This is a genomic window from Pseudomonas extremorientalis (assembly GCF_001870465.1).
Lineage (GTDB): Bacteria > Pseudomonadota > Gammaproteobacteria > Pseudomonadales > Pseudomonadaceae > Aquipseudomonas > Aquipseudomonas extremorientalis.
The window spans coordinates 228,326-254,207 of record NZ_MDGK01000063.1 but is presented as its reverse complement, the minus strand read 5'-3'; the positions used below and the strand labels follow the sequence as shown (position 1 = coordinate 254,207).

At 58.2% G+C, this 25,882-nt stretch carries 19 protein-coding genes, 1 tRNA gene and 3 pseudogenes; 17 read left to right on the top strand and 6 right to left on the bottom strand.

Annotated elements, in window-relative coordinates:
• The first annotated feature begins 22 nt into the window (after positions 1-22).
• The 5 genes from BFN10_RS28115 to pelG are packed head-to-tail and all read left to right on the top strand — an operon-like array spanning position 23 to position 5,762.
• The gene (locus tag BFN10_RS28115; RefSeq protein ID WP_071492458.1) at positions 23-541 is read left to right on the top strand and encodes a penicillin-binding protein activator LpoB; all 519 of its coding nucleotides are present in this window, start codon (positions 23-25) and stop codon (positions 539-541) included.
• 5 nt (positions 542-546) lie between these two features.
• Positions 547-1,914: a PelD GGDEF domain-containing protein gene (locus BFN10_RS28110; RefSeq protein ID WP_071492457.1), complete on the top strand. Its 1,368-nt coding sequence runs from the start codon at positions 547-549 to the stop codon at positions 1,912-1,914.
• Positions 1,892-2,887: a HEAT repeat domain-containing protein gene (locus BFN10_RS28105; protein WP_071492456.1), complete on the top strand. Its 996-nt coding sequence runs from the start codon at positions 1,892-1,894 to the stop codon at positions 2,885-2,887. Before BFN10_RS28110 ends, BFN10_RS28105 begins: the two co-directional genes overlap by 23 nt.
• On the top strand, positions 2,877-4,391 hold the full coding sequence (pelF, locus tag BFN10_RS28100; RefSeq protein ID WP_071492455.1) for a GT4 family glycosyltransferase PelF: 1,515 nt from the start codon (positions 2,877-2,879) through the stop codon (positions 4,389-4,391). Before BFN10_RS28105 ends, pelF begins: the two co-directional genes overlap by 11 nt.
• Complete coding sequence (pelG, locus tag BFN10_RS28095; protein WP_071492454.1) at positions 4,392-5,762, top strand: exopolysaccharide Pel transporter PelG; 1,371 nt, start codon at positions 4,392-4,394, stop codon at positions 5,760-5,762.
• 77 nt (positions 5,763-5,839) lie between these two features.
• On the opposite strand, the gene BFN10_RS28090 is transcribed toward pelG, so the two are convergent.
• The gene (locus BFN10_RS28090; protein ID WP_071492453.1) at positions 5,840-6,562 is read right to left on the bottom strand and encodes a hypothetical protein; all 723 of its coding nucleotides are present in this window, start codon (positions 6,560-6,562) and stop codon (positions 5,840-5,842) included.
• Positions 6,563-6,907: 345 nt separating this feature from the next.
• On the opposite strand from BFN10_RS28090, the pseudogene BFN10_RS29825 reads away from it, so the two are divergent.
• Positions 6,908-7,054: pseudogene (locus BFN10_RS29825) on the top strand (hypothetical protein); the annotation flags it as partial.
• On the opposite strand, the gene BFN10_RS29915 reads toward BFN10_RS29825, so the two are convergent.
• Entirely contained in the window at positions 7,052-7,174 is a 123-nt protein-coding gene (locus tag BFN10_RS29915) for a hypothetical protein (RefSeq protein WP_278045772.1), read from the bottom strand. The pseudogene BFN10_RS29825 and the gene BFN10_RS29915 sit on opposite strands and share 3 nt — an antisense overlap.
• Before the next feature lie 94 nt (positions 7,175-7,268).
• Here BFN10_RS29915 and BFN10_RS28080 point away from each other — a divergent pair, with 94 nt between their 5' ends.
• Together BFN10_RS28080 and BFN10_RS29370 are read left to right on the top strand one after the other, a co-directional pair.
• On the top strand, positions 7,269-8,159 hold the full coding sequence (locus BFN10_RS28080; protein ID WP_071492540.1) for a phage portal protein: 891 nt from the start codon (positions 7,269-7,271) through the stop codon (positions 8,157-8,159).
• A gap of 361 nt (positions 8,160-8,520) precedes the next feature.
• Entirely contained in the window at positions 8,521-8,883 is a 363-nt protein-coding gene (locus BFN10_RS29370; protein ID WP_130898146.1) for a hypothetical protein, read from the top strand.
• 126 nt (positions 8,884-9,009) lie between these two features.
• Here the strand turns inward: BFN10_RS29370 and BFN10_RS29820 are convergent.
• Positions 9,010-9,108 (bottom strand): annotated as a pseudogene (locus tag BFN10_RS29820) (class II fructose-bisphosphate aldolase); the annotation flags it as partial.
• 79 nt (positions 9,109-9,187) lie between these two features.
• Between BFN10_RS29820 and BFN10_RS28075 the strand changes: the two are divergent.
• Positions 9,188-9,463, top strand: a pseudogene (locus BFN10_RS28075) (phage portal protein); the annotation flags it as partial.
• Positions 9,464-10,028: 565 nt separating this feature from the next.
• Here BFN10_RS28075 and BFN10_RS28070 read toward each other — a convergent pair.
• Positions 10,029-10,319, bottom strand: a complete 291-nt coding sequence (locus BFN10_RS28070) for a DUF3077 domain-containing protein (RefSeq protein WP_071492450.1) — start codon at positions 10,317-10,319, stop codon at positions 10,029-10,031.
• Between the two features lie 544 nt (positions 10,320-10,863).
• On the opposite strand from BFN10_RS28070, the gene BFN10_RS28065 reads away from it, so the two are divergent.
• Both BFN10_RS28065 and BFN10_RS28060 read left to right on the top strand, forming a co-directional pair.
• Complete coding sequence (locus tag BFN10_RS28065) at positions 10,864-12,984, top strand: MarR family transcriptional regulator (protein WP_071492449.1); 2,121 nt, start codon at positions 10,864-10,866, stop codon at positions 12,982-12,984.
• Positions 12,985-13,132: 148 nt separating this feature from the next.
• Positions 13,133-13,393, top strand: coding sequence for an ogr/Delta-like zinc finger family protein (locus BFN10_RS28060; RefSeq protein ID WP_071492448.1), 261 nt, complete (start codon positions 13,133-13,135; stop codon positions 13,391-13,393).
• Between the two features lie 433 nt (positions 13,394-13,826).
• On the opposite strand, the gene BFN10_RS28055 is transcribed toward BFN10_RS28060, so the two are convergent.
• Positions 13,827-13,902, bottom strand: a tRNA-Thr gene (locus BFN10_RS28055).
• A gap of 184 nt (positions 13,903-14,086) precedes the next feature.
• Between BFN10_RS28055 and BFN10_RS28050 the strand changes: the two genes are divergently transcribed.
• Complete coding sequence (locus BFN10_RS28050; protein ID WP_071492447.1) at positions 14,087-14,494, top strand: hypothetical protein; 408 nt, start codon at positions 14,087-14,089, stop codon at positions 14,492-14,494.
• A gap of 53 nt (positions 14,495-14,547) precedes the next feature.
• Here the strand turns inward: BFN10_RS28050 and BFN10_RS28045 are convergent, their stop codons facing one another.
• On the bottom strand, positions 14,548-14,772 hold the full coding sequence (locus BFN10_RS28045; protein WP_058426315.1) for a DUF2790 domain-containing protein: 225 nt from the start codon (positions 14,770-14,772) through the stop codon (positions 14,548-14,550).
• Positions 14,773-15,357: 585 nt separating this feature from the next.
• On the opposite strand from BFN10_RS28045, the gene bcsQ reads away from it, so the two are divergent.
• From bcsQ to BFN10_RS28020, 5 genes are read left to right on the top strand one after another with little or no spacing between them, the layout of a single operon-like run.
• Positions 15,358-16,392, top strand: coding sequence for a cellulose biosynthesis protein BcsQ (gene bcsQ / locus BFN10_RS28040; RefSeq protein ID WP_083351526.1), 1,035 nt, complete (start codon positions 15,358-15,360; stop codon positions 16,390-16,392).
• On the top strand, positions 16,389-18,608 hold the full coding sequence (gene bcsA, locus BFN10_RS28035; protein ID WP_071492446.1) for a UDP-forming cellulose synthase catalytic subunit: 2,220 nt from the start codon (positions 16,389-16,391) through the stop codon (positions 18,606-18,608). The genes bcsQ and bcsA overlap by 4 nt, the downstream gene beginning before the upstream one ends.
• Positions 18,605-20,872: a cellulose biosynthesis cyclic di-GMP-binding regulatory protein BcsB gene (gene bcsB, locus BFN10_RS28030; RefSeq protein WP_071492445.1), complete on the top strand. Its 2,268-nt coding sequence runs from the start codon at positions 18,605-18,607 to the stop codon at positions 20,870-20,872. The genes bcsA and bcsB overlap by 4 nt, the downstream gene beginning before the upstream one ends.
• On the top strand, positions 20,869-22,065 hold the full coding sequence (gene bcsZ, locus BFN10_RS28025) for a cellulose synthase complex periplasmic endoglucanase BcsZ (RefSeq protein ID WP_071492444.1): 1,197 nt from the start codon (positions 20,869-20,871) through the stop codon (positions 22,063-22,065). The genes bcsB and bcsZ overlap by 4 nt, the downstream gene beginning before the upstream one ends.
• The gene (locus BFN10_RS28020) at positions 22,047-25,874 is read left to right on the top strand and encodes a cellulose biosynthesis protein BcsC (protein ID WP_071492443.1); all 3,828 of its coding nucleotides are present in this window, start codon (positions 22,047-22,049) and stop codon (positions 25,872-25,874) included. Before bcsZ ends, BFN10_RS28020 begins: the two co-directional genes overlap by 19 nt.
• Positions 25,875-25,882 lie beyond the last annotated feature (8 nt).

The following is a 25,882-nucleotide window of genomic DNA, read 5'->3' as shown; positions in this document are numbered from 1 at the left end:
AGAATCTACGGGAGAAAAACCTATGCAAGCAATTCGTAACCTGAGCCTGGCCCTGACAGTGCTGTTCGTCGCCGGCTGCTCCAGCTTCACCAGTGAAAACAGCCCTGACCTGCCGCGTAACGCGCAGTGGGGCATCGTGCCGATGATCAACTATTCGCAGACCCCGCAAGCCGGTGAGCGCAGCGAGCAGATCCTGCTCAGCGTACTCAGCAGCCATGGCCTGCAACCGCGTGTTTACCCGACCAGTACCCAGGGTGAGCAGGCGCTGATGGACGACAACGAGCGCCTGACCGGTGCCCTGGAATGGGCACGTGAGCAAAAGCTCGATTACGTCATCGCCGGCAGCGTCGAAGAGTGGCAGTACAAGAACGGCCTGGATGGCGAGCCGGCGGTGGGCATCAGCCTGCGTGTGTTGGACGCCAACAGTGGTCGTGTGCTCTGGAGCAAAAGCGGCGCGCGCGCCGGTTGGTCCCGTGAAAGCCTGGCGGGCAATGCTCAGACGGTAATCGACAAACTGGTTGGCGCCCTTCGATTCGAGTGAACGCAATGAATTCTCCACACATGGATTACAGCCTGGCGCCTCGCGCCAGCGGGCCGGTGTCTTGGCTGGAAACACTCCTGGTAACGGGCTTGGCCATTGGCCTCGGCTTCTGGCTGACTCCCGAAGACCCGTTGCAAATGCACGGTGGTTTCCCCTGGCCAATCCTGGCGCCACTGCTGTTGGGTGTGCGTTACGGTTTTGTGCGCGGCCTGTTCAGCGCCGTGCTGCTGGTGGCGGCGCTGTTTGCCCTGCGCTACACCGGGCATGCAGGTTATACCCAGCTTGAGCCCTCGTTCATCGTCGGTGTGCTGGTGTGCGGGATGCTGGTGGGTGAGGTTCGCGACCTGTGGGTGCGCCGCCTGGAGCGTCTGCAGATGGCTAACGAATACCGTCAGTACCGCCTCGACGAATTCACCCGTGCCCACCAGATCCTGCGGGTGTCCCATGACCTGCTGGAGCAGCGCGTGGCCGGCAGTGACCAGAGCCTGCGCAGCTCGTTGCTGGGCCTGCGTGAAAAACTGCGCGGCATGCCGGTCGAAGGCGACGCATTGAGCGAGCTGGCTGAGCCGATCGTGGCGATGCTCGGCCAATACGGTGCATTGCGCGTGGCAGGTTTGTACCGCGTCGACGACAGCGAGAAAAACCTACTGCCCCAGGCCTTGGCGATGATCGGCGTGATGGGGCCGCTGGAAACCGATGACGGTTTGATCCGGCTATGCCTGGAGCGCGGCGAACTGGTGAGCGTACGCCAGGAACTGATCGACGCCGGTAACGCCGCGCAGTTTTCCGCGCTGCAGGCCTGCATCCCGTTGATCGATGCCGAAGGCCGCTTGCTGGCGATCCTGGCGGTTCGGCAAATGCCGTTCTTTGCGTTCCAGGACCGCACCTTGAGCCTCTTGTCGCTGCTGGCCGGCCACATTGCCGACCTGTTGCGCCGCGATCCGCAAGTGCTGAGCCTGCCCGATGCGCACGCCCAGCAGTTTTCGTTGCAGCTCAAGCGGTCGTTGGTGGACGTGGAACAGCACACATTGCCCGCCGGGTTGTTCGCGTTCGAGATGACGCGCGCCAACGAGGAACTGTCGCGTCTGATGGAGCGCAGCCAACGTGGCCTGGACTTGCACCTGGCGGTGCGCAACAACCGCGAACATCGCCTGCTGCTGGTGCTGTTGCCGTTGACCAGCCCGGAAGGTACCGAAGGCTACCTGGCGCGGATTGGCATGCTGTTGCACGAGCACTTTGGTATCGACACGGACCTGGACAGCCTGGGTGTGCGGGCCATGCCTTTCAACCTGGAGCCTGGCTGTGATCGCAACGGGCTGCGTAACTTCCTTTACAACGAGTGTGGCCTGAATGATCAGCAAGTGGCTGTTTAGCGGCGCCGTGCTGCTGGAGGCGGGCAGTTGGGCCAGTCTGTGGCTCGATGCGCCGCAGATGCACCAACTGCTGGTGTTCACCTTCAGCCATGGCTTGGCCTGCCTGATGCTGTGCGGCGCCGTATGGTTGCTGTTGCCGGCGCGCTACCGGGCGCCTTTGCCGTGGAGCCCACTGTTCATTTTCAGCCTGGCGTTCTTTGTGCCGGTGATCGGCACCCTGGGCGTGGTTGCGTCGATCTTCCCGGCGCTGTACCTGCCGCGTAAACGCGACCAGCAGGCGTGGCGATCGGTGGGGATCCCAAGCCTGCCGTTCCGTGCGCAGGCCCAGACACGCACGCCGATTTTCGCCGATGGCGGTTTGCAGGACGTGCTGCGCCACGCGCCCGATCCCGATCAGCGTCTGGCCGCTTTGCTGGCGACTCGCCGCATGCCTGGCAAGGACGCGGTACCCATCCTCAAGCTGGCCTTGGGTGACCCCAGTGATGACGTGCGTCTCCTGGCGTACTCGATGCTCGACAAGCAGGAAAGTGACATCAACCTGCACATTCAGATGGCGTTGGAACAGTTGGCCGGCGTCAGCCCCCGAACTGCCGGCCCGGTGCACAGCATGCTGGCGCGATGGTATTGGGAATTGGCCTACCTCGGCCTGGCCCAAGGCAGTGTGCTCGAACACGTGCTGAACCAGGCCAGCGAGCATGCCGAGCAAGGTCTGGCGGCCGGTGAGGGCGGTGAGCTGTTGCTGCTGGCCGGCCGTATTGCCCTGGAGCGCGGTGAAAACGAGCGAGCCGAGGCCCTCTTGCACGAGGCTGAGCGAAACGGTCTGGGTGAGGCTCAGTTACTGCCTTTCCATGCCGAGCTGGCGTTTGAAGCGGGTCGCTATCACGAAATCCCCGGGCTGCTCGCCAGGCTGCCGGAAGAAACCCGTCAGCGGCCACCCTTTGCTGAGTTGGTGAGGAGCTGGAATGAATCATAAGGAAGCCACCCCGACGGCCGACATCTGCCTGCTGCTGGAAGGCACCTGGCCTTACGTGCGCGGCGGCGTATCGAGCTGGATTCACCAGATGATCCTCGGCCTGCCGGAGCTGACTTTTTCGGTGATGTTCATCGGTGGTCAGCGCTCGGCGTACACCTCGCGGCGTTATGAAGTGCCGGTGAACGTGGTGCACATCGAAGAGGTGTTCCTCGAAGACGCGACGCACCCCGCCGATACCCGTGGCACGCCGCGCGATGCCGACCCGCAGCAGTTGGCCGACCTGTATCGCTTTTTGCACCACCCGGACCCGCCCGAGCGGGAGCTGGGTGAGCGCCTGCTCAATTGCATCGTCGAGGGCCATATGACCCTGGATGATGTACTGCGCAGCCGTGCCAGTTGGGAAACCCTCAGCGAAGGCTACCGCCAGCACTGCGCCGACCCATCTTTCGTCAACTATTTCTGGACCCTGCGTTCGTTGCAGTCGCCGTTGCTGATGCTCGCCGAGGCCTCGCGCAAGATGCCGCCAGCGCGGGTGCTGCACTCGATTTCCACCGGTTACGCCGGGCTGCTGGGCTGCATCCTCAAGCACCGCTGGAAATGCACTTATCTGCTGAGCGAACACGGTATCTATACCAAGGAGCGCAAGATCGATCTGGCCCAGGCCACCTGGATTGCCGAAACCTCCGGGCAGGCGCTCAACCGCAGCCTCGACGGAGGCTCGGGGTATATCCGGACCCTGTGGGTGCGCTACTTCGAACGGATCGGCCAACTGGCCTACAACAGCGCCGACAAGATCATTGCCTTGTATGACGGCAACCGTCAGCGTCAGATCAAGGACGGTGCCGATCCGAGCCGCACGGCGTTGATCGCCAATGGCATCGACCTGTCGCAGTGGTCCCGCGCCATGGAAACCCGTGAGCCGGGCATTGCACCGGTGGTCGGGTTGATCGGGCGCGTGGTGCCGATCAAGGACGTGAAAACGTTCCTGCGTGCCATGCGCGGCGTGATCAGCGCCATGCCGCATGCCGAAGGCTGGATTGTCGGCCCCGAGGAAGAAGACCCGGAATACGTGAGCGAATGCCGCAGCCTGATGGCGAGCCTGGGGCTTGAAGGCAAAGTGCACTTCCTGGGTTTCCAGCGCATCCAGGACATCTTGCCCAAGCTTGGCCTGATGGTGCTGACCTCGATCAGCGAAGCACAACCCTTGGTGATCCTCGAAGCCTGGGCTGCCGGTACGCCGGTCGTCAGCAGCGACGTCGGCTCATGCCGCGAACTGATCGAAGGCGGCAGCGCCGAAGACCGCGACCTGGGCGTGGCGGGCAAGGTGGTGGCGATTGCCGACCCACAGGCGACGTCCGCCGCGATCCTGGAACTGCTGCGCAGCCCCGAGCGCTGGCAGGCTGCACAGGCCGCCGGCTTGCTGCGGGTCAACCGTTACTACACCGAAGCCCTGATGCTGCAGCGCTACCGCGACCTGTACCAGGCCGCCATGGAGAATAGTTAAATGGCCGGTATTGGCTTCGAACTGCGCAAGATCCTCTCGCGCGACTCATACACCGCCACCTTGCACGCCTATGTGTATGCAGGCCTGATCAGCTCCGGCCCGTGGGTGCTGTCGATCATCAGCGTAATGCTGGTGGGCATCATCAGCCTGGGCCTGCTGTTGCCCAACTCATTGGTGGGGCAGTTTCTGGTCACGGTGACGTACCTGATGGCCAGCTCATTGATCCTGACCGGTGGCCTGCAGTTGTTCTTCACCCGCTTCGTGTCCGACCAGTTGTTCGAGCACAACTACGAGCAGATTCTGCCCAACCTGCTGGGCATATTGTTGATGGTGACGGTCGGTGCCGGGGTGCTGGGGGTTATCGTGCTGGCGCTACTGTTCGATCAACCGCTGGTCTACCGCGTGCTGGTGCTGTCGAACTTCGTGGTGCTGTGCAACCTGTGGCTGGTGATCATCTTTCTCTCGGGGATGAAGAAATACAACCGCATCCTGCTGGTGATGGTGGTGGGTTACTCGCTGATGGTCGCGTGCGCCTACCTGCTGAGCTTTCTGAAGATGCCCGGCCTGTTGCTGGCGCTGTTGATCGGGCACGGCAGCCTGTTGTTCCTGTACCTGTACGACATCCTGCGCGAGTACCGTGCCGAGAAAATGATTGCGTTTGATTTTCTCAATCGTCGCAACGTGTTCCTCAGCCTGCTGGTGACCGGGTTCTTCTACAACTTCGGCATCTGGGTGGACAAAATCCTGTTCTGGTTCAACCCAGGCACTTCCAACGAAGTCATAGGCCCGCTGCGCGCCTCGATCCTGTACGACATGCCGATCTTCATCGCTTACTTGGCGATCATCCCCGGCATGGCCGTGTTCCTGGTGCGTATCGAGACCGACTTTGCCGAGTGGTACGACCGCTTGTTCCGTGCCATCCGCGATGGCGAGACCTTGCAGCACATCGGCTCGCTGAAAACCGAGATGACCCTCTCCATCCGCCAGGGCCTGCTGGAAATCTGCAAAGTCCAAGGCCTGACCGTGGTGCTGCTGTTCCTCTTCGCCCCGCGCCTGCTGGAATGGATCGGCATCTCCAGCTACTACCTGCCACTGTTCTACATCGACTTGATCGGCGTGAGCATCCAGGTGGTCTTCATGGCGTTGCTCAACGTGTTCTTCTACCTCGACAAACGCCGCGTGGTCCTGGAGCTGTGCGTACTGTTTGCCGTACTCAACGCAGCCCTGACACTGCTCAGCATGTACCTGGGGCCCAGTTTCTTCGGCTACGGGTTTACGTTGTCGTTGCTGGTGTGCGTATTGCTGGGGCTGGCACGGTTGTCGTCGGCGCTGGAAGACCTGGAGTATGAGACGTTTATGTTGGCGCGGTGATTGGGTTTCAGGTGGTGTGAGAAAGGCACTTGGCGTTCGCGGCAAGTGCCTTTTTTGTTGGAGGAGGGCGGTTTGGCTTAGCTGGCGCTTGCAGCAGGCGTGGGGGTTATCTGTTCAATGAGCCAGACGCCCAGGTCAGATATTGAGTAAGTCACGGGCGCGTTTGTGGCAGAGAACTCAACATTGCCCTCAAGTGCGTTGTTGCTGATGAACGAGTCGTTGAGCAACCCCTTTGAAATGAGATCTGACACACAAGAGGCAATCAGCATGGGGTCCAGATCGCTCGGCAGTAGGTCTTCAATTGCACTTGTGGCGAGTGACAGTTTCCTTCCCACCGAAAACATACCTTTACCGGGTTGTTCTACGTTGAGCTTGTTTGCTTCTGAAAGCACTAGGAAATGAACATCTTCCAGGTCGCGCACCAGACGCAAGGTTTGAGAGGTCGCGTCCCAGTTACTGGTTTTCTGGTGCCAGATATTGGCCAGAATCGAGGCGAAAACACGGACTTTCTCCTCGCTCCGTGACTCATTGAGCGCGTTGAGTGAGATTCGTAACGCGGGGATGAGGTCTGGTGAATCCGAGGGGGTGGTGCCTAGCGAATATTTTTCAAGCTCGGCAAGGAGCAGGCGGATTTGCCGGAGCTCGAAGTCCACTGCCTTTTTTGACAGATAACGGTCAACAATCCCGAGCCCACTTGCGTTAAGAATCAGGAACAGTGGTGCCCATAGTGGGTGTTCATTCTCGTAAATATGACCCAGTTTCTCACGTAGGTTTGCGTTATCCAGCGTGGATACGTCCATGCGTTTTCTCCCTTGATTGAAGTGTCCCAACCGATGGTTTACACCTGAATTGAGGCCGGCTGCGGTGGTGTCATGGTAATGACAAATCAATCAGGCGTGGCTGATAAACGTTACCGCTATTGCCTGGGCGATAGCGGTTGTGCGGGTATGCCACCGGATGGCGCTTTATATGGAGCGATAAAAAACCATCAGGCGGGTGTCGAGAGCAGCGAGATGCTTGAAGATGCGACTGAGATATGTGGCCCCGTCAAAAAGTGCAAAGCACCCGATTGAACCCTGAAGCGGCCCCTGCGCTCGGCGTATTCGACCTTGTGCGCGACTTCTTCCCGCATGTGAGGCCGATCCATTAAAGCCTGGAAACTACTCAAAGCCCAGGACACGATCCAGGGCCGTCGCATCGAATGGGACGCCAGCTGGAACGACATCGCCGCCGCGTTCCTGACCATCAAGCGCGGCGCCACCACCAGTGGCCAGATCACCTACAGCGCCTCACGCACCGACGCCACCGGCCACGCCGACATCGCCTGGGCGGTGATGCACGCCTTGGCCCACGAACCCCTCAACGTCCACAAGAAGCGGCGCAGCCGCTGGTCCACCCTCGAAGGCACCCATGAGCGATCCCAGACCCCCGGCCACTCTGCGCAAGGTAAAAACATTCAGCTTCGGCGCGCCCGAATCGGTACTGACCGGCCACCTGGGGGAGTACATGGGCGTGTTCGCCAGCGACGACGGCCAACTCTACACCCCGCCCGTGTCCCGCACGGGACTGGCCAAACTACTGCGCGCCAACGCCCATCACGGCACCATCCCGCGCTTCAAACGCAACCTTCTGCTGCGTGACTTCATCCCCTCGGCCGGGTGTAGCGCGCAGACCATGGGGCGGGTGGCGTTAGATTTTATGGTGTTTGGCGAAGGCTACTTTCAGCGTAAAACCAATGTGCTGGGGCAGGTGCTGGAGCTGGAACACCTGCCGGCGTTGAACATGCGCAGAAAGGTCGGCGGCGGGTTTGTGCTGCTGTTGCCCGGTGGCAAGCACCTGCACTTTGACGAGGACCAGGTGGAACATGTGATGGACTACGACGTGGAACAGAACATCTACGGCGTGCCGGACTACCTGGGCGGGATGCATGCGCTGTTGCTCAACGAATCGGCTACGTTGTTTCGGCGGCGGTATTACAACAATGGGGCGCACGCGGGGTTCATCTTCTACACCAATGACCCGAACCTGTCGGAGGCGGATGAGGAACGGATGCAGGCGCAGATCGGGGCGAGCAAAGGCGTGGGGAATTTTAGGTCGCTGTTTGTGAATATTCCAGGGGGTGGGGATAAGGCGATTCAGATCATCCCGGTGGGGGATATTGCGACGAAGGATGAGTTTGAGCGGATCAAGAACATCACCCGCAATGACGTGATTGCGGCGTGGCGCATGAACCCTGCGCTGGCGGGGTGCATGCCGGAGAATGCGGCGGGGTTTGGGGATGTGGAGAAGATTGATCGGGTTTACATGAATAACGAGATACGGCCGATCAGGCAGTTGTTTTTGCAGGTGAATGAACGAATGCGTAGGGATTGTAGAATGGGTTGGGCGATAGTTTAGAGCTCTAGAATCTAATTCGTACATTGACTTTTAGCCATGTCTGGCATGGTCACCGTGGCGCCATCTACGAGGCGCACCGTAGGACCCATCCAGCGCTAGAAGGATGGCGCGTTGCTGATGATCGTGTTGAGCGCGACAACGATGAAATCTTCATTGCCGGTAGCTCAAGGCTCTAATACTTCGGTTTTTATGGGTTGTCAAAAAAATAGCTATATCCGACAAACAGAATCGGTATAAAAAACTGGTAGTTCTAACAGGTTTCAAAGGATGCATAGCCCATTAGTCTTTTTTGCGAGACATTTAAAAATGACACTTACGATTCATATGCAAACTAACGATCTTGCTAGAAGAGGTGAAAATCATGGGGCAAGTTAATCCAAATGGGACTTATACCGGAGCCGTATATGATCCAGGCGAGCGTAATGCGGCGGTCTTGATGATTTACGCGTCAGACCCACAGACTGGTAATATATCCAATGCCCAGTTGAACTATTATGGACTTACTTTCAAGGTTGATGGAACATTCACCTATCAAAATCTTTCCGACGAGAGTCCTGTTTCTTTTAATCTTCGAGCAGAAGTTCAAGGTGGCGAGAATAATCTACTCACTATCACCTTGACATCGCCTGACAGGAGCTACCAGAACTTGAACGGTAAAGTTTATGTCGCGCGCGGTGGGCCGAATGTAGGCAAAACATACGACATTACCTTCCAAAAAGGCTGACCCCAAAGCAACCATTTAGGACTTGTGTATTAAGCCAGATTTATTAAGTCCTCATTAAAAAACCGTCGAGCGACGGTTTTTTTAATGTCGGTAGTTTATATTTTTTTAGTTGGCCTAAGCGTCCAGTCAAACTTTTATGTAACGCTGGTACGTCGCGTCCGACAATATCGACTTAATCTTCGATGCATTACCGGCAGTGCCGAAGGCTTGATAATGTCTGAAGCAGCCTAGGGGGGTATGCACACACAAATCGCGAGCAAGGTTGCGGGGAATTTTATCAGCTGTCTGTGAGCCTTCTAAGGGGCAGGCGAATCAGATCATTCCGGTGGGGGACATTGCGACCAAAGATGAGTTTGAGCGGATCAAGAACATCACCCGCAATGACGTGATCGCGGCGTGGCGGATGAACCCCGCGCTGGCGGGCTGCATGCCGGAGAATGCGGCGGGGTTTGGGGGGGTGGAGAAGATTGATCGGGTGTACACGAATAATGAGATACGGCCGATCAGGCAGCTTTTTTTGCAAGTGAACATTCATTTGCGCAGGGATCGCAGGATTAAATGGGGGGATGCAGCAGCCTGATGAGGTTGGTGAGGAACTCCATTCGCATTTCGTCCTAGGAAAAGAAGTTATCGCTATAGACGGAATGCATAATCATTCTAAAAACTGTTAATTCTGACAGTGGATAAGCAACATCGTATGACTTGACAATAGAGAGGTCGTATTCTTTTTGATGAGTTTGATAGTGAATCGTATTTTTTTGGAGAAGGGTGATGGAACAAGAAAAAGTGTCAGACGTAACGAACATAGAACTCGGTACCAGTCCAGAGAAGGTGAGAAAGACTCTTGAAGGAATTGGCATAAAAATTAAGTCACTGGATTACACGGTTGGTGAAACTCGAGCGACTGTAGTTCACTTTGTGGACGGAAGTAGCGCGGCTGACGGTGCGCAGTCAAAAGTGCGCGGACTCATTAATATATTGCTGATAGGGCATGTTGACAGTGGTAAGTCTAGCTAGGATTTACGCTGATAGTTTGCGAAATGTTGAGATTGCACACTGTAATAATAAAACGCTGAACGAGTAGCAACGTAACTCATACGGAAGCTGAAGAGTAGCGCCCGGTGCATTGGCCGGGCGCGTTCTATTTACTGTGGATGCGGACCGCCTGGTTGTATAGCCAGGTGCAGATCGTCAAGGACCGCTTTGCCCATTTCACACAGATAGTGCGCGGCAAAGGCTAGCCTCGCGTTTCTGGGGTCCATGGCAACTTCAAGCGAGAGGGTGGTGGCGCAGTCGAGGACGTGCGCTGCGTGTTCAAGGGCTTCACGCAACGGGATCCCGGCGTTTACACGGAACAGCTTCAAATGGTGTTTGCCCTCTCCGCAGTCTGCGAAGGTTTGGGCGCCAATGGTTGTGGCTGAGGGTGGGGTGCTCATTGCTGACCTCCCACACGATCGGTGGAGGTATTGGTACGGACGGCGCTACGGTAATCAAGCATGGTGTGAAGCCTCTCTGATGACCAACTGAGACGTCCACACATCGTTTCCAGGCGATGGGTGGCAGCCGTGCGCAGGCTGGAAACCGAGACAGAGACTACTCGGCAGACACGAATGTCTCCCACACACGGCCGCCAAAAAGCACAAACGGCAGACATAAAAAAAGCGCCTGCTGATTGTTTGACGACGCTGCGTGCGTCTCGGTAACGGGTTTCCAGGCCCGGTCGCTGATGAGCAGCGACTAGTAGAGATTAGCGTGATGCCGATTCATCTGCAACGTAGTGGTATAGGCCCAATAAAATCTACTGAAAGCAGGAGCGCGGATCACGGCAAAAAATGGTTCGTTGGAGGGGGCCAATGTTAGAAAGCTTAGAAAATTTGGGTCTCGTACGTAGGATGCAGGCTGTATTTTCTGTACGATTGATGAGGTGAACGAATGACTCGTAGACTATTTTAAGATTTGGTTTTTTCATCAGGAGTTAATATGGCAGGTAAGCTGGCTAACTTTCATTCTGCAGTTCAATCACTGAAACTTTATCGTAGGGCTGAGTTGCCAGGTCAAGATAATAATGCTGGTATTGTAGAGAAATTGTACGTTGATCCGCTTCCGAATGATCATGTTTTTGATACGGTTCGAACTCCCAATACTTCATTTATTATTGGGCGCAAAGGCACAGGTAAATCGACAATTTTTCAACGCCTGCAGTACGATCTCACAAAAGACAAGAAGAAAACTTCAGCATATGTAGATATCAAAACTATATTCGAGTCTTCGCAAGTTGATAGTAGGCTATATGCAAAAATCGCCGCAATGGAAACGGCATTGCCGCAGCAAGAGATTGAGCGCGTCTTACTCCTGAAGTCTTTTATTGTTTCGGTAATTGTTGAGATTAAGAAGGAGCTAAAAAAACGAACTGAAAGTTCTTTTTGGGAAACTATTAAGGACTCTTTCTCTGGAGGGTTGGATGAGCTATTCGAAGAGCTTGATGAGCTTGTTGATGAGATTGATGTAGAGAAATTTGTAAGCGTATTGGGTATTAAGCATATTCAAGGCAAACGTCAAGAAGAAGCTACTCGTTCTCAGTCAGGCAATGTAGATTTAAAAATTAAAGCAGATCCCAAGCCGATAGAGTTTTCCATGGGGGGCCAGATTGGGTCAAGTGGAAAGAATGCCAATGAAGTAAATTATAGTGATATTTTAATAAGTGTATTCGATATAAAAGACCTTCTCACTAAGTTGAAAACAATCCTGTCTAATCTTGGTGTTCGTCATTTGTACATTCTGGTTGATGACTTTTCAGAATTGCCCGAAGATGCTATGAGGGTTGTTGTTGATTTGCTGTTGGCACCTCTGAATAACTGGTCTGAGGAGTTTGTAAAGCTAAAGGTAGCAGCATATCCAGGTAGGATTTATTACGGTCAGATTGATAAGACGAAAATAGATGAGATTTATTTGGATATCTACAAGCTCTACGGCTCTAATGATGTTTCGACAATGGAGGATAATGCTACTGAATTTGTACGTCGTTTAGTGTTGATGCGTATCAAGGTTTATAAAGCAGGTAAGTTGTTGGATTATTTTGATAGTAATACTGACGAAATATTAAAGGAGCTATTCTACGCCACTATGGGTAATCCAAGGATAATTGGTTATATACTGCATTATTGCCATGAGTCTCATCTGATTTACGATAGAAAAATTGGTGTGCGAGCTATTCAGCAAGCAGCAAAAAAGTATTACGAAGATAAAATCGAGAGCTACTTTAGTCTTTCTAAATTTCTCCATGAGTCATTTGGGGAAAAGTCGTCGATATATGGGTTGAAAGAACTGCTTGAGATGTTGGTGGTTCGTGCCAAAGAGCTCAGGACTCACAGTTCGACAATATTTAATTCAATTCAAGGTCGCCCGCCTACCAGTCATTTTCATGTTTCGGTCGCGTATGAATCTATTCTTCATACCCTAGAGCTTAATTTTTTTCTGACCAAATACTATGAGATGAGCGACAGAGATGGTAAAAAAGTTACCGTCTATGCAATGAACTATGGTTTGTGTCAGAAGTACACTCTTGCGTTTGGACGGCCAAGCCGCGAGAGAGCTTATAGACTTTATTTTGTAGAGCGTGTTTTTGATTACTCTCCTATACTTCACAAGTATATGGCAAAGAACCAAGAGATCATATGCCAAGATTGTGGGTTCAAATATTCTATCGAAGACCTTGACGCAATTCGATGGAATAAGATGAAGTGTCGGGAGTGTGCGTCGGGAATTTGTGAGGTCGTTAATCTATCAAAAAAATATGAAAGCGTTTTGCGTGATGTTGATAAGTCGCTATTACTACCTGCTGCTGAGTTGGGTATATTGCAGACCCTGTATTTGGGTGCGGATAAAATGTTTGCAGGTGATATTGCTTCAGAACTTGATTGTTCTTACCAGTTGGTGGGCAGAAGAGGAAAGTATCTTCACGATAAGGGACTTGTAAATAGAGCTAAAAATGATTCTGGACGCCGCGTGTTTGCCATTACCGACCTCGCTGAAGAGTCTTATTTCTCACAGCGAGACGATGATGGACTAAGCGTAGAAACTGCAGACGATGACTTGGCTTAGAGTGATCCTTGGCCCAGATTGAAGAGAGCGGCAACGCTCTCTTTGATATTAGCCTGCGTATGGTGCTGGTATTTTTTTCACTTCCGAATTCTATTTATATTCGGTCAGGTGATAAAATATTATCTGATGTCCAGTCTGGCGGTGAGTTATGCGTGTTCGTTGCAAAATCTGCGGTGAGAAGGGACGCATTATTTCTCGTGACGAGCTCTCATTAGAGTTCGCCCGCCTCTACTGCCAATGCAACTCCCCCCACTGCGGCCACACCTGGGTCGCCAACCTGACCTTCTCCCACACCCTGAGCCCCTCCGCCCAGGCGGTCGACCGTTTGCTGTTCGACCGCCTGCGCAGTTTGTCCAAGGTCCAGCAGCGGGACCTGTTTGATCAACTCGGCGTGGTCTCCTCCACGTAGCTGCGCAACATCGCTTCGGCTTGTTCATAACATTTGAGCTGGGCCACGCCGTAGTCGATCAGGGCGAGTCTGGCGCGTTGGGAAACAGGGGTCAGACCACCATTATTGAAACCATGCTCTGACCCCTATGTTCACCTATTTTCATTGGCTGACAGCGTGAGATTAGATGTCGCCACCGGTGGATCACTTTTCGAAGGGACTACAGATCCAGATGGTTTCTGTGAGTCAGAAGATTTGTTGGAGGCTGCGATAAAAATCGGCCTTGAGCTGACTCACGAGGCAAACAAAAAGAAGGGAAGTTTGGAGAAATGCGGGCTGTGTTTTTTTGAGCTCGGGCATTTTGTGGACGTTTTCCCGAAAACCGTAGTATAGATTTTCAGTGTCTCCCAAACCCCAGAAACCACAAAGCCCCGCATTGCGGGGCTTCGAGATATGGTGCCGGCACCAGGAGTCGAACCCGGGACCTACTGATTACAAGTCAGTTGCTCTACCAACTGAGCTATACCGGCGTGTTAGGGCGACGATTATAGCGATTGGCAAGGTTCTGTAAACCCCTGAATTCTGACTATTTTTGCAGAACCCATGCTTTTTCCACGCTCGCCCCTTTTTCCAGCTGGCGAGTGTAGGATTTCTCCCTTGCCACCGAAGGGTCTACCCCGGCAAAAATCCTCTCCAACCCCAAGGAAGCCCCACGTGAAACGGATTCTCTCGCTGTCCCTCATCCTCCTCACTGTCGCGCTCGCTGCGTGTTCGTCCAACAAACCCGCCAACGACCCGGCGCTGGTGGGCACCTGGAAAGGTCTGCGCACCGAGACCGGTAAATGTCAGTTCCTGTCGTGGACCAATACCCTCAAGCCCGACGGTCGTTTTGTGATTACCTTCTACCGCGATGCACAGCAGACCAAGGTGATCCAGACCGAGCAGGGTTCGTGGTCGGCGGCCAATGGCAGGAATGAGTTGCGTACCGACGGCGTGCGTTCGCCGGATGTGTACACCTATAAGCTGCTGGACGCAGACACGGTGCATTACGTGAGTGTGGCGTCGGATCCGACCAGCGATTGCCAGGATGACTACGCGTTCACCGAGCGTCGTGTGCGCTAAGCCTTCAGAAACGCTCCGAAACCGGGCACTCAGGTGCCCGGTTCGCGCAAGCCTCAACTGCCTTCTGCGCAGTTATCTGCGAACTTTTTGTAGTCCAATACCTGTTGCTGCCCGTGGGAATCCAGGTAGGTCATGTGCGCATTCACGATCCCACACGCTCCGTTTGTGTCTTCGACAGTGGTCAGCACGCGCTGGATATCCAGCTTGGGCTGTACGTCGGCGTGGGCGTTGACGGCAAAAGCCAGCAGGCTGACGGCGATCAAGGTGTTCCAGTTCATGGTGAGTATCCTCCGGGTTCAACAAGTGGGTGTGGGCTTATTGAGCGCCCTGGAGGTATCTGCACTGTGTCATGCGGCGCGGGTTTTGCTTCGTTGTGTAGCGAGGCCGTGGCTGCATACACAGCGATACACGGGCGGTGGCTTTATGGACCATTTGGATCGACCGCTCAGCCGGTTTTCCCTTGAATACAGGTGAGGTTTCCGTATTCTGTGCCGCGATATAAACCGTCAGTTTTATCGCGGTTCCTTGTAGGCAAATTTCCGAGACAATGTAGGGCAATTGAAAATCTGTTGAAGCGTATGTCAGTTTTGTGCCGTTTCTGTCCACTCGGCCAACTTTTTTTGCGAAATAATGATGCAAGTTCATGTTCTTACAGCGAATGGCGTTTTCTGCACAAAATAGTCATAAAAATGGCGTTACGCCGTTCGTCGGATAAATTTGAACTAAAATCATCAAAATACTGACACCATCAATGTGATATCACAGAATGCGCCCGACACCACATAACTAGAAAAATACGAGGTCAGCTCATTGCTGGCCTTTTTATCGCCTTTTAAAGCGCAAATCAGGTGGGGGGGCAGTGAGTGAGTCGGGCAGATGATATTTCAAAGCTATTCAACAAGCTGGGTGCCAATCCGAGCGGCTATCGCGAAATCGACTTTGTCCATGAGTTCATCGAGGACGAAATAGAGGTCCTGGAAGCCCCCGCAGTCACTCCAGCCCCACCTGTGATCGAAGCTCCCTCGGCGCCGCTGCTGCGCCTGCTGGAGGAACTGAGCCAAGGTGAAGCCGACCACCTGCAGCCGCCCGAAGTGGTGGAAGGGCGGGACGGCCAGGTGTACTCCGAGCAATCCAGCCCTAAAGTCGTGGTGTTGGTCTCGGTCAAGGGTGGCGTTGGCCGCAGTACCCTGGCCGCCGCGATTGCCAGCGGTCTGCAGCGCCAGGGCCGCCCGGCGCTGGCCCTGGACCTGGACCCGCAAAACGCCCTGCGCCACCACCTGTGCCTGGGCCTGGACATGCCCGGCGTCGGCGCCACCAGCCTGCTCAACGAAAGCTGGGCCGCCCTGTCCGAGCGCGGTTTTGCCGGTTGCCGGCTGGTGGCATTCGGTGGCACTGACCACGAGCAACAGCACAGCCTCAATCGCTGGTTGGGCCAGGACAGCGAGTGGCTCAGCAAGCGATTGTCCGGCCTCAGGTTGAGCGGCCAGGACACCGTGATCATCGACGTCCCCGCCGGCAACAGCGTCTACCTCAGCCAGGCCCTGTCGGTCGCCGACGCTGTGCTGGTGGTCGTACAGCCGGACGTGGCCTCGTTCAGCACACTCGACCAGATGGACAGCCTGCTGGCGCCGCACCTCAAGCGCGCCAAACCGCCACAACGCTTCTACGTGATCAACCAGCTGGACGGTGCCCACCGCTTCAGCCTGGACATGGCCGAGGTGTTCAAGACCCGTCTGGGCGCTGCGTTGTTGGGGACTGTCCACCGTGACCCCGCGTTCAGCGAAGCCCAGGCCTACGGGCGTGACCCCCTCGACCCAACCGTCAACAGTATCGGCAGCCAGGACGTCCACGCCCTGTGCCGCACCTTGCTCGAACACATCGACTCGGACCTTCCATGACCGACACTACGTCCTCCACGCCCTTCGTCGAAGGGCGCGCCGAACAGCGCCTCAATGACGCCATCGCGCGCTTCAATCGGTGGCCTGCGGCGCTGCGTACGGTGCTGGTTGTCGCCAGTTGCGTGCTCGGCGCGCTGCTGTTGCTGGGCATTATCAGCGCGCCGCTCGATCTCTACAGCCAATGCCTGTTCGCCGGCGTGTGCTTCCTCGCGGTGCTGGTGCTGCGCAAGATCCCGGGGCGCCTGGCGATCCTCGCGCTGGTGGTGCTGTCGCTGGTGGCGTCGTTGCGCTACATGTTCTGGCGCCTCACCTCCACCCTCGGCTTTGAAACCTGGCTCGACATGTTCTTCGGCTACGGCCTGGTCGCGGCCGAGTTCTACGCCCTGGTCGTACTGATCTTCGGCTACGTGCAAACCGCCTGGCCGCTGCGCCGCACGCCGGTATGGCTCAAGACCGAGCCGGAGGAGTGGCCGACGGTCGACGTGTTCATCCCCACCTATAACGAAGCGCTGAGCATCGTAAAACTGACCATCTTCGCCGCCCAGGCGATGGACTGGCCCAAGGACAAGCTGCGCGTCCACGTGCTCGATGACGGTCGCCGCGACGACTTCCGCGACTTCTGCCGCAAGGTCGGGGTGAACTACATCCGCCGCGACAACAACTTCCACGCCAAGGCCGGTAACCTCAACGAAGCGTTGAAAGTCACCGACGGCGAATACATCGCGCTGTTCGACGCCGACCACGTGCCGACGCGCTCCTTCCTGCAAGTGAGCCTGGGCTGGTTCCTCAAGGACCCGAAGCTGGCGATGCTGCAAACGCCGCACTTCTTCTTTTCGCCGGACCCGTTCGAAAAGAACCTCGATACCTTTCGCGCCGTGCCCAACGAGGGTGAGCTGTTCTACGGCCTGGTGCAGGACGGCAACGACTTGTGGAACGCCACGTTCTTCTGCGGCTCCTGCGCCGTCATCCGCCGTGAGCCGCTGCTGGAAATCGGCGGGGTGGCCATCGAGACGGTGACCGAAGACGCCCACACCGCGCTCAAGCTCAACCGCCTGGGCTACAACACCGCTTACCTGGCTATCCCGCAGGCCGCGGGCCTGGCTACCGAAAGCCTGTCGCGCCATATCAACCAGCGGATTCGCTGGGCGCGGGGCATGGCGCAGATTTTCCGCACCGACAACCCACTCCTGGGCAAAGGCCTGAAGTGGGGCCAGCGCATCTGCTACGCCAACGCCATGCTGCACTTCTTTTATGGGTTGCCGCGCCTGGTGTTCCTCACCGCGCCACTGGCCTACCTGATTTTCGGCGCCGAGATTTTCCACGCCTCGGCGCTGATGATCGTCGCCTACGTGCTGCCGCACCTGGTGCACTCCAGCCTGACCAACTCACGGATCCAGGGGCGTTTCCGTCACTCGTTCTGGAACGAGGTGTACGAGACCGTACTGGCCTGGTACATCCTGCCGCCGGTGCTGGTCGCGCTGGTCAACCCCAAGGCCGGTGGCTTCAACGTCACCGACAAGGGCGGCATCATCGACAAGCAGTTCTTCGACTGGAAACTCGCCCGCCCGTACCTGGTGTTGTTGGCGGTGAACCTGGTCGGCCTGGGCTTCGGTATCCACCAGTTGGTCTGGGGCGATGCGTCCACAGCCGTGACGGTGGCGATCAACCTGACCTGGACCCTCTACAACCTGATCATCACCAGTGCCGCCGTGGCCGTGGCCTCGGAAGCGCGTCAGGTACGTTCCGAGCCACGGGTCAGCGCCAAGCTGCCGGTGAGCATCATTTGTGCCGACGGCCGTGTGCTGGACGGCACTACCCAGGACTTCTCGCAAAACGGCTTCGGCCTGATGCTCAGCGATGGGCACTCGATCACCCGTGGCGAACGCGTGCAACTGGTGCTGTCGCGCAACGGCCAGGACAGCCTGTTCGATGCGCGCGTGGTGTTCAGCAAGGGCGCGCAGATCGGCGCCCAGTTCGAACCCCTCAGCCTGCGCCAGCAAAGCGAACTGGTACGCCTGACCTTCTCCCGTGCCGATACCTGGGCCGCGAGTTGGGGTGCCGGCCAGCCGGACACGCCGTTGGCGGCCCTGCGCGAAGTCGGCGCCATCGGCATCGGCGGCCTGTTCACCCTCGGCCGCGCCACCCTGCACGAACTGCGTCTGGCCTTGAGCCGCACCCCCACAAAACCGCTAGATACGCTGATGGACAAGCCATGACCTCGAAGATATTCGCTCGCCCTCATCCGCGCCGTGCACTCGCGCTGATGATTGCCTCGCTAATGGGCCTCAACACCCTGGCGCAAGCTGCCGAGCAAGCGGCTGCCACCGTGCCGGTACAAAGCACCGATAACGGCTACAGCCTGACGCTCAAGCAGTTGGGCCGTCGCGACACCATGAACCTGCAAGGCGTGGAGTCGTCCGACAGCGTCAACTTCGATATCCGTGCCGATGAAGTGGTGAAGGGCGCACAACTGCTGCTCAAGTACAGCTACTCGCCGGCGCTGCTGGCGGACCTGTCGCAGATCAACGTGCTGGTCAACGGCGAAGTCGCCGCCAGCCTGGCGCTGCCCAAAGAAGGCGCGGGCACCCCGCAAGAGCAACTGGTGCAGATCCCGCCGAAGTTGATCACCGAGTTCAACCGCCTGAGCCTGCAGTTCATCGGCCACTACACCATGTCCTGCGAAGACCCGTTGCACAGCAGCCTGTGGGCCAAGATCAGCAACAGCAGCGAGCTGAAAGTGCAGGTCGAGCCGATCGTGCTCAAAGACGACCTGGCGGTGCTGCCGCTGCCGTTCTTCGACAAGCGCGACGCTCGCCAGGTGAGCCTGCCGTTCGTGTTTGCCACCGCGCCGGACAGCGCCGCACTGGAAGCCGCTGGCGCCTTGTCGTCGTGGATCGGCGGCCTCGCCAGCTACCGGGGCGCGACCTTCCCGACCACCCTCGGCGAGCTGCCGGCCAAAGGCAACGCCATCGTGCTGGTGCAAACCGCCGGCGCGATGGACGTGCACGGTGTGGCCATCGCCAAGCCGACCGGCCCGACCCTGACCCTCATCGCCAACCCCAACGACGCCAACGGCAAGCTGCTGATCGTCACCGGGCGTGACGGCGAAGAGCTCAAGCGCGCCGCCAACGCGGTGGTGCTGGGCAACCCGGTGCTGGCCGGTAACAGCGTGGTCATCACCAAGCTCGACACCCTGGCACCGCGCCGCCCGTACGATGCGCCGAACTGGCTGCCAAGCAACCGCCCGGTACGCCTGGGCGAGCTGATCGAACAGCAGAAACTCAGCGTGTCGGGCTACAACCCGGGCGCCATCAGCGTCGACATGCGCCTGCCGCCGGACCTGTTCAACTGGCGTGAAGAGGGCGTGCCGCTCAAGGTCAAATACCGCTACACGCCGCAGCAAGTGTCGACCAACTCCTCCCTGTTGATCGGCCTGAATGACCAGTTCATGAAGTCCGTGGCGTTGCCGTCGGTGGCCAACCTGGGCGGCGGCCAGACCCTGCTCGACCAGTTGAAGAAAGACGATAGCCTGCCGCGTGAAGTGACCACGCTGTTGCCGATCAGCTCGGCATCGCCCAAATCCAAGCTGCAGCTGCGCTTCATGTACGACTACATCAAGGAAGGCGAATGCCGCGACATCATCGTCGACAACATGCGCGGTTCCATCGACCCGGATTCGACCCTCGACGTCACCGGCTACCAGCACTACATTGCCATGCCTAACCTGGGCGTGTTCAACGACTCTGGCTTCCCGTTCACCCGTTTGGCCGACCTGTCGGAATCCGCCGTGGTCATGCCCGACAACTACGGCACCGACGAGTTGACCGCCTACCTGACCGTGCTCGGTCGCTTCGGCGAAGCCACCGGCTACCCGGCCACCGCCGTCAAAGTGGTGCAGGCCAAGGACGTGCAGAGTGTTGCCGACAAAGACCTGCTGGTACTTGCCACCGCCGCCAACCAGCCGTTGCTCAAGCAGTGGCAGCAATACCTGCCGGCGACCAGTGATGGCGAACAGCACCACTTCCTGCTGTCCGACCTGCCGCGTTATGTGCGCAGCTGGATCAGCCCCGACCCGGCGGCCAACCAGCATCCGGCCAACACCGGCATTACGTTCAAGGGCCTGAGCAACAGCACCTGGCTGGCCGGTTTCCAATCGCCGCTCAAATCGGGCCGCAGCGTGGTGCTGATCGCCAGCAACCAGCCGCAGGGCCTGCTGGAAGCCACCTCGGCGCTGATCGGCGGTGACGACTACAAAGACTCGATCCAGGGCAGCCTGGCCGTGGTGCAGGGCACAACCATCAGCTCGCTGGTCGGTGACGAGCAGTACTACGTCGGCAAGCTCAACTACTTCAAACTCATGCAGTGGCAACTGTCACAGAACCTGGGCTGGATGCTGTTGATCACCTTCCTCGGCCTGGCCGTGGTGACCAGCCTGGTCTACCTGTCGCTGCGCGCACGTGCAAAACGGCGGTTGGCATGAGCCTGCTCAAGCGTATGGCCCTGGCGACACTGGGCGCGATGATGTTCGCCGGCGGCGCCCAGGCGCAGACCTGTGACTGGCCGCTGTGGCAGAACTACGCCAAGCGCTTCGTGCAGGACGACGGCCGGGTGCTGAACTCGTCCATGAAGCCCACCGAGAGCAGTTCGGAAGGGCAGTCCTATGCGATGTTCTTCGCCCTGGTCGGCAACGATCGCGCGAGCTTCGACAAGCTGTGGACCTGGACCAAGGCCAACATGTCGGGCTCCGACATCGGCCAGAATCTGCCGGGTTGGTTGTGGGGTAAAAAAGCCGATAACACCTGGGGCGTGATCGACCAGAACTCCGCCAGCGACGCGGACTTGTGGATGGCCTACGCCTTGCTCGAAGCGGCACGCGTGTGGAATGCACCGCAGTACCGCGCCGACGCACAGCTGTTGTTGGCCAACGTCGAACGCAACCTGATCGTGCGTGTGCCGGGCCTGGGCAAGATGCTGTTGCCGGGGCCTGTCGGCTATGTGCATCCGGGTGGCTTGTGGCGTTTCAACCCGAGCTACCAGGTGCTTGCGCAACTGCGTCGCTTCCAGAAAGAACGGCCGAACGGCGGCTGGAACGAAGTCGCCGAAAGCAATGCGCGGATGCTTGCCGACAGCGCCAGCAACCCCCATGGCCTTGCGGCCAACTGGGTTGGTTACCGCGCCACCGGCGCCAACACCGGGGTGTTCGTGGTCGATCCGTTCTCCGATGACCTGGGCAGCTACGATGCAATCCGCACGTATATGTGGGCCGGCATGACCGCCAAGGGCGATCCTTTGGCAGCGGCGATGCTCAAGTCGCTGGGGGGTATTTCCCGTGCGACGGCGGCGTCGGTCACCGGCTTCCCGCCGGAAAAAATCCACGTACTGACCGGCGAAGCCGAGAAAAACAACGGCTATACGCCGATGGGCTTCTCGGCCGCTACCTTGGCCTTCTTCCAGGCCCGCGGCGAAACCGCCCTGGCGCAATTGCAAAAAGCCAAGGTCGACGACGCGCTCAATAAAGCCCTGGCGCCCTCGGCACCCGACAGTGCGCAGCCGATCTATTACGACTACATGCTCAGCCTGTTCGGCCAGGGCTTCGCCGATCAGAAGTACCGGTTTGAACAAGACGGTACGGTCAAACTTTCCTGGGAGGCAGCATGCGCCGTCACACGCTAGCCATTGCGATTCTCGCTGCCCTGGCTTCCACCGCCAGCCTCGCTGAAACCAGCGACCCACAGTCCTTGCTGATCGAGCAGGGCTACTACTGGCAGTCGAAAAAGAACCCCGAGCGCGCCCTGGAAATCTGGCAGAAACTCTTGAACCTGGCCCCGGAGCAACCGGACGCGTTGTACGGCATCGGTTTGATCCAGGTGCAGCAGAACCGCCCGGCCGAAGCCCGGAAGTACCTGGCCCGCTTGCAGGCGCTGAGCCCGGTGCCGCGCCAGGCGTTGCAACTGGAGCAGGACATCACCGTGGCGGTGCCGGACAACGCCAGGTTGCTGGAGCAGGCCCGCGAGTTGGGTGAACCCGAGGACGAGCGCGAAAAAGCCGTGGCCCTGTACCGCCAGATTTTCCAGGGTCGCCAGCCCCAAGGTCTGATCGCCCGTGAGTACTACAACACCCTGGGTTTCACCGCCAAGGGCACCAATGAAGCCATCGCCGGCTTGCAGCGTTTGTCCCGTGAGCGGCCGAACGACCCGATCGTTGCGCTGTTCCTGGCCAAGCACCTGGCGCGTAACCCCGCCACGCGGCCGGACGGCATCCGGGCGCTGGCCAAGCTGGCACCGAACAACGACGTGGGCGGCAACGCCGATGAAACCTGGCGCTTTGCGCTGATTTGGCTCGGCCCGCCGAAGCCGGACCAGGTGGCGTTGTTCCAGCAATTCCTGACCGCGCACCCGGATGACACCGAGATCCGCGCCATCATGGAAAAAGGCATCGCCCAAGGCAAAGGCGGTGGTGCCTGGCAGCGTGATCCGCAGATGACCAAGGCCTTCAAGGCCCTGGACGATGGCGACCTGAAAACCGCCGAGCCCCTGCTGGCAGCGCGCCTTGCGCAAAAATCCAACGACGTCGATGCCCTCGGCGGCATGGGCGTGTTGCGTCAGCAGCAGGAACGCTACGGCGAAGCGGAAAACTACCTGGTCCAAGCCACGCGCTTGCCCGGTGGTGCGGCCTGGCAGTCGGCCTTGAACGATGTGCGCTACTGGAACCTGATCAGCCAGAGCCGTGACGCTCAGCGCGCCGGTCGCAGCGCCCAGGCCCGCGACCTGGTGGCCCAGGCCGAGCGCCTGAACCCGGGCCAGCCCGGCGCGGCTGTTGCATTGGCGGGCTTCCAGGCCCAGGACAATCAGTTCGAGGAAGCCGAAGCCGGCTACCGCAAGGTGCTGGCCCGTCACCCTGGCGACCCGGATGCCTTGAGCGGCTTGATCAACGTGTTGTCCCAGTCGGGCCAGCCGGATGAGGCCTTGAAGCTGATCGACTCGGTGTCGCCGGCCCAGCGCGCCAAGTTCGCGCCGAGCGTGAAAATCAATGCGCTGCGGGCGACTCAGGTCGGCAAGCTGGCCGAGCAACGTGGCGATTTGAAAGGTGCGCAAGCCGCTTACCGCCAGGCGCTCGACGCTGACCCGGAAAACCCCTGGACGCGCTTTGCCCTGGCACGCATGTACCTGCGTGACGGCCAGATCCGCGCCGCCCGTGCCTTGATTGACGGCTTGCTCAAGACCCAACCCAACCAGCCGGACGCGCTGTACACCAGCACCCTGCTGTCGGCGCAATTGAGCGAATGGAAGCAGGCCGAAGCGACCTTGGGACGCATCCCCACGGCGCAGCGCACCGCCGACATGAACGAACTGGCGACCGATATCGCGCTGCACCAGCAGACCGACATCGCCATCGAGACCGCCCGCCGTGGCCAGCGCCCGGAAGCCCTGGCGTTGCTGGGGCGTTCCGAACCGCTGACCCGCAAGAAACCCGAGCGCGTGGCCGTGCTGGCCGCCGCCTATGTGGAAGTGGGCGCTGCACAGTACGGCCTGGACATGATGCAGAAGGTGGTGGAGAACAATCCCAACCCGACGGTCGACCAGAAGCTGCTGTACGCCAACGTGCTGCTCAAGGCCAACAAATACAGCGCGGCGGGTGAGATCCTGCGCGAAGTGCAAGGCCAGCCGCTGACCGAGACCGGGCGCCAGCGCTACGACGATTTGATCTACCTGTACCGGGTCAAGCAGGCCGACGCCCTGCGTGAGAAAAACGACCTGGTGGCCGCCTACGACATGCTGTCACCGGCCCTGGCCCAGCGCCCGAACGATGCCTTGGGTGTCGGCGCCCTGGCGCGCATGTATGCCGATAGCGGCAACGGCAAAAAGGCCATGGAGCTGTATGCGCCGTTGATCCAGCAGAACCCCGACAATGCACGGCTGCAACTGGGCCTGGCGAACATCGCCCTGAAAGGTCGCGACCGTGACCTGGCACAACGCGCCACTGACAAGGCGTTGGCGCTGGAGCCGGGTAACCCGGAGATCCTCACCTCGGCGGCTGGTGTCTACCAAGGCCTGGGCAAAAACAGCGAAGCCGCTGAACTGCTGCGCAAGGCCCTGGTGATCGAGAACGCGATGAAGGCCAGGACCCAGGTGGCCCAGGCCGGCACCGAAGCCAAGTCGTCGAACCCGTTCGTGGGCTTGCCCGGCCAGCGTCGCCAGGTCACCGACCTGACCATCGCCGGTGCGGTGCCACCACCGATCGATGCGCCGACCAACAGCGTGACCTCCAGCGCATTTGCGAGTGCAACGTCCAACGACCTGAGCGATCCGTTTGTTCCGCCGTCGAAAATCGCCTCCATCGACAGCCCCGAGCTGAGCCCGGCGCGTCGTGCGCTGGACACCATCCTGCGCGACCGTACCGGTTATGTGGTGCAAGGCTTGAGCGCGCGCAGCAACAACGGCGAAAAAGGCTTGAGCAAACTCACCGATATCGAAGCGCCGTTTGAAGCGCGCATGCCGGTCGGCGATAACACTGTGGCGCTGCGAGTGACGCCGGTGCATTTGAGTGCCGGCAGTGTCAGCGATGACGCTGCATCACGCTTTGGCGGCGGCAAAGCCACCTCACCCCGCACCCAGAACGCGACCGGTGTGGGCTTGGCCGTGGCTTTCGAGAACCCGGATGAAGGCCTCAAGGCCGACGTCGGCGTCAGCCCACTGGGCTTCCTCTACAACACCATCGTCGGTGGGGTGAGCGTGTCGCGTCCGTTCGAGGCCAATTCGAATTTCCGTTATGGCGCGAATATCTCGCGGCGCCCGGTCACCGACAGCGTCACGTCCTTCGCCGGTTCCAAAGACGGTGATGGCTATAAATGGGGCGGTGTGACCGCCAACGGCGGGCGGGGTGAGTTGAGCTACGACAACCAGAAGCTGGGCGTCTACGGTTACGGCTCCCTGCACCAACTGATGGGTAACCACGTTGACGACAACACCCGCATGGAGCTGGGCAGCGGCATCTACTGGTACCTGCGCAATAACCCGCAGGACACGCTGACCCTGGGTGTCAGTGCCTCGGCGCTGAGCTTCAAGGAGAACCAGGACTTCTACACCTATGGCAACGGCGGCTACTTCAGCCCGCAGCGTTTCTTCTCACTGGGCGTGCCGATCCGGTGGGCGCAGAGCTTTGATCGCTTCAGCTACCAGGTAAAAAGTTCGGTGGGTGTGCAGTATATCGGCCAAGATAGCGCGGACTTTTTCCCGGGCCGCAAAGACCTGGGTACCCAGGAGTACAAAAGCTCGGATAAAACCGGTATCGGCTACAGCTTCAATGCCGCCGCCGAATATCGCCTCAGCTCGCGCTTCTACCTGGGTGGCGAGATCGGTGTCGACAACGCCCAGGACTACCGCCAGTACGCCGGTAATGCTTACCTGCGCTACTTGTTCGAAGACCTGAGCGGGCCGATGCCCTTGCCGGTCAGCCCTTACCGTTCCCCTTATTCCAACTGATTAAATCG

What these genes read in the sequence shown, in the direction of transcription:
- BFN10_RS28115 (WP_071492458.1), top strand. Translation starts at nt 23, where the DNA reads ATGCAAGCAATTCGTAACCTGAGCCTGGCCCTGACAGTGCTGTTCGTC.
- BFN10_RS28105 (WP_071492456.1), top strand. Translation starts at nt 1,892, where the DNA reads ATGATCAGCAAGTGGCTGTTTAGCGGCGCCGTGCTGCTGGAGGCGGGC.
- pelG (WP_071492454.1), top strand. Translation starts at nt 4,392, where the DNA reads ATGGCCGGTATTGGCTTCGAACTGCGCAAGATCCTCTCGCGCGACTCA.
- BFN10_RS29915 (WP_278045772.1), bottom strand. Translation starts at nt 7,174, where the DNA reads ATGGGTGCCTTCGAGGGTGGACCAGCGGCTGCGCCGCTTCTTGTGGAC.
- BFN10_RS29370 (WP_130898146.1), top strand. Translation starts at nt 8,521, where the DNA reads ATGGGGCAAGTTAATCCAAATGGGACTTATACCGGAGCCGTATATGAT.
- BFN10_RS28070 (WP_071492450.1), bottom strand. Translation starts at nt 10,319, where the DNA reads ATGAGCACCCCACCCTCAGCCACAACCATTGGCGCCCAAACCTTCGCA.
- BFN10_RS28060 (WP_071492448.1), top strand. Translation starts at nt 13,133, where the DNA reads ATGCGTGTTCGTTGCAAAATCTGCGGTGAGAAGGGACGCATTATTTCT.
- bcsZ (WP_071492444.1), top strand. Translation starts at nt 20,869, where the DNA reads ATGAGCCTGCTCAAGCGTATGGCCCTGGCGACACTGGGCGCGATGATG.
- pelF (WP_071492455.1), top strand. Translation starts at nt 2,877, where the DNA reads ATGAATCATAAGGAAGCCACCCCGACGGCCGACATCTGCCTGCTGCTG.
- BFN10_RS28080 (WP_071492540.1), top strand. Translation starts at nt 7,269, where the DNA reads ATGGGCGTGTTCGCCAGCGACGACGGCCAACTCTACACCCCGCCCGTG.
- BFN10_RS28045 (WP_058426315.1), bottom strand. Translation starts at nt 14,772, where the DNA reads ATGAACTGGAACACCTTGATCGCCGTCAGCCTGCTGGCTTTTGCCGTC.
- bcsB (WP_071492445.1), top strand. Translation starts at nt 18,605, where the DNA reads ATGACCTCGAAGATATTCGCTCGCCCTCATCCGCGCCGTGCACTCGCG.
- BFN10_RS28020 (WP_071492443.1), top strand. Translation starts at nt 22,047, where the DNA reads ATGCGCCGTCACACGCTAGCCATTGCGATTCTCGCTGCCCTGGCTTCC.
- bcsA (WP_071492446.1), top strand. Translation starts at nt 16,389, where the DNA reads ATGACCGACACTACGTCCTCCACGCCCTTCGTCGAAGGGCGCGCCGAA.
- BFN10_RS28065 (WP_071492449.1), top strand. Translation starts at nt 10,864, where the DNA reads ATGGCAGGTAAGCTGGCTAACTTTCATTCTGCAGTTCAATCACTGAAA.
- BFN10_RS28090 (WP_071492453.1), bottom strand. Translation starts at nt 6,562, where the DNA reads ATGGACGTATCCACGCTGGATAACGCAAACCTACGTGAGAAACTGGGT.
- BFN10_RS28110 (WP_071492457.1), top strand. Translation starts at nt 547, where the DNA reads ATGAATTCTCCACACATGGATTACAGCCTGGCGCCTCGCGCCAGCGGG.